Source organism: Microvirgula aerodenitrificans DSM 15089 (assembly GCF_000620105.1).
GTDB lineage: Bacteria > Pseudomonadota > Gammaproteobacteria > Burkholderiales > Aquaspirillaceae > Microvirgula > Microvirgula aerodenitrificans.
In genome coordinates, this window is the sequence record NZ_JHVK01000049.1 from 1 (window position 1) to 2419 (window position 2419).

General features: G+C 57.0%; 3 protein-coding genes. All 3 read right to left on the reverse strand.

Features of this window, described 5'->3' with window-relative positions:
• Positions 1-150: 150 nt before the first annotated feature.
• On the reverse strand, positions 151-1107 hold the full coding sequence (locus Q352_RS0117870) for a quinone oxidoreductase family protein (RefSeq protein ID WP_028500495.1): 957 nt from the start codon (positions 1105-1107) through the stop codon (positions 151-153).
• Between the two features lie 505 nt (positions 1108-1612).
• A complete protein-coding gene (locus tag Q352_RS21875) occupies positions 1613-2113 on the reverse strand; it encodes a MarR family winged helix-turn-helix transcriptional regulator (protein WP_051529073.1) in 501 nt (166 codons plus the stop codon).
• Positions 2114-2272: 159 nt separating this feature from the next.
• Positions 2273-2419: integrase core domain-containing protein (locus Q352_RS23070; protein WP_036386959.1), on the reverse strand; the 147-nt coding region annotated here is incomplete at its 5' end.

Below are 2419 nucleotides of genomic sequence, written 5' to 3' on the forward strand. Positions count from 1 at the left end.
GCGAACGAAAGGCGGCGCCATTGTCCGTCAGCAATCGTTTCACTTTCACGCCCAACCTAGCGTAGTAGGCCACCGCATTGTGCAGGAACAGGACGACCTGTTCTCTCTTCTGGTACTCCCAACCCTTGACGTTTCACCCGCGAGTCTCGGCTATGGTCTAAGAACGATGCGGTAGGCCTCTGACACATCGTTCCACGCATCCGTGACATCTCTAAGCAAGACATTCTTTACGGGCGTATCAAAGCCTGCAGCGGGCAGCACCGCGAGCAGTTCTCCTGCTCCAGCGATCAGTTCCGACATCGACAAACTACCAATGCCACTGCCAATAATTTCCAGACCCGAACTCCGGAATGCATGTGCGGCAAGAGGTATCGACTCTCCTGCAATCGAGCCCAACTGCACGTAGCGAAGCCGTGGCTCTCCACTACGAGAACCACGCCCATGCGTGGCCGCCGCGATGACACGGCTGGCGGGCTCGCCCCAGAGGTAGTCCAGCACCACGTCCACCCCGCGCGAGAACGCCTCTCGCAGCGCCGTATCAGCGTGCTCATCCAAGGCGATCTTCTCGACCACTGGGGGAAAAGACGCAAGCTTGGCCAAATTGCGCCCCGTGACAATTATCCTGTCAGCCCCCAGATGGAGTGCTATCTGGACGGCCAGGCTGCCTGCCGAGCCAGTGGCGCCATTAATGAGCACCGTTTCACCGTGCAAGAATTTGGCACGGCGGGTCAGAGCGACCCACGAAGACAGTCCAGCGGTGACGACTGCCGCTGCCCGCCCATCTTCCACTCCTTCCGGCACGGGAACCGTCGCGGCTGTGGCAACCAGCGATTTCTCCGCCATGGAGCCAAAAGGAGGCGTAGGAAACATGAAATACACCCGCTCCCCCTTGGAGTTTAAACCCACGCCATCAATGCCAGGCACGAAGCCTTGCACCGCCAACGCCTTGGCCGCAGTGTAGTGCTTTCCGGCAGCCAAGCTCTTCACTATGGGGCTAATCGGCGCAGCCAGCACCCTGACGACTGTATGCCCCTCTGTTTCACAAGGCTCTTCATAGCGTCCGAAGACGGGAGCGGTATCGAAAGAATAAACGACTGCTGCATGCATGTTGGGATCTCTTCGTTAGAAGTCCGTCCGGATGACGCCGAAGACAAGGACTTTAGTTGTGCAATGCGACAGGAAACTTCTCGGTACGCACGTCAGCCGCGTTCACTCCAGCATTAGCGTCATCCCATCGCCTGTTCAGTCTTAGCAAGGCGATGTTCATGCGCCAGCGGCCAGTTCGGGTGCCGGCACTACATAGAGCGCGGTAGCGAACTCTCCAACCTTTGCCTTGGACGCCAGGATCAATGCTGCCGGGATAAGCATCAACAGACCATTTACAGCGTTGAAGGGCATGCGTTTGAGCTTGACGCCGACGTTTCCTTATTGTTTGAGAATCCGCCTATGGCGAGCATGACACCTGCGTACATGGCCTATCCGGCGACTGCCAGAATTCTGAATAAAAGTTGAATTAACTCCTCCTGCCGTGATCCAGCGTCAGGGGGTAAAGCCAGACAGGTGTGGCCTCGGGCCGAGCTAGCGCTGAATCGGAAACTTGTCTCCCAAGGGCTTAATGAGAGACACGGGGAGTTCGATCCGTTAGTGTGATGCTGACGGGCCAGTCTTCCGCTCCAGGGCCATGAACCTGTGACATGGCCGATAGAACGCGGATGGCCGCATCCAGATCGGCGGCACTGAACCCTGCAGCAATCTCCCGCACATGCGTCTCCCACCGTTCGGCCAAGGCTTCATAGTTCGCTTGCCCCTTCTTGGTCAACGTATACAGGGGCGAACGCTTGTGTGTCGGATTGGGCTGGGGCTGGATGATTCCCTCATCGACAAGCAGGTTAATCTGCTTTAAAACACCTTGCCGGGTGACACCCATCGTCGCGGCAATCTGCGGGATGTTCGGCGGTTGCGGGGCTATCGAAATGGCACCAAGGACCTGCCAGCGCGCACTGGTCAATCCGTGCCGCAGTGAGAAGTGATTGCCCCACTCAATGAGCTGGCCGTTCAATTTGAAAACGGATAACGCAATGCTGGTCAATTTGTCTGCTTTAGTCGCATTCATATGCACTCCAATAATTAAAAATCAGCTTACCTCATTGGTAACAGGTTGTCATGTTTGTGAGTGAGCTAGTTGTGGAGTTGCAAGAGGTTGTATCGATCTTGTGCCAGTCTGGAGATCGGAGTGGACTTGCCCCCGTACCTCAGGACACCCGTTCCCGCCTCAGGTTGAAGGAATCGCCAGCCGTCGGAACTCTCGGGGGGACCGGTAGCCTAGCGCGCTATGTGGGTGGTGCTCGTTGTAATGGGCAAAGGCCTGCGCCAGGTTCGCCAGTGCGGTTTTCCCGTCCGGCTTTGGCATGAAGGCGAT